Here is a 369-nt window from a genome sequence, read left to right as displayed (position 1 = left end):
GATCATGATCTTTTGTTGGTTTCTTTTCGGACTGTACGTCTCTATTCGCTTGTTTTTCTAGGCTTTTCTGTTGTTCTCGCTCGTAATTTTTCATGTCCTTTGAAAAGCGACGTTCAAAATCATCGAGGATTTTATCTTTTGTTTGCTTTAATTTTCTTGTAACGCGTTGAGTAAGTTCTGGTACTCGTCCTGCAAACTGTTTGATTGTGTCAATAAATCGATTAATTTTTGATTCTCGCTTGAGAGCTTCTGATTTTCTTGGTTCAATTGCTTGTTCAAGGCTAACAATTGTTGATTCTCTTTGTTGAGTGTCTCGCTCAAGCGGAGTAATCGCTGGTTCTCGTTGTTCAACAGCTCTAAATTCGTTTT

1 pseudogene is annotated in these 369 nt (G+C 37.4%); it reads right to left on the bottom strand.

The features are described 5' to 3' along the window. Positions 1 to 369 (bottom strand): annotated as a pseudogene (locus HFD15_RS14065) (relaxase); the annotation flags it as partial.

Source organism: Lactococcus sp. EKM203L, from assembly GCF_011800585.1.
Lineage (GTDB): Bacteria > Bacillota > Bacilli > Lactobacillales > Streptococcaceae > Lactococcus > Lactococcus lactis.
The sequence above is the reverse complement of the archived record's forward strand: the minus strand, read 5'-3'. Positions and strand labels throughout refer to the sequence as shown.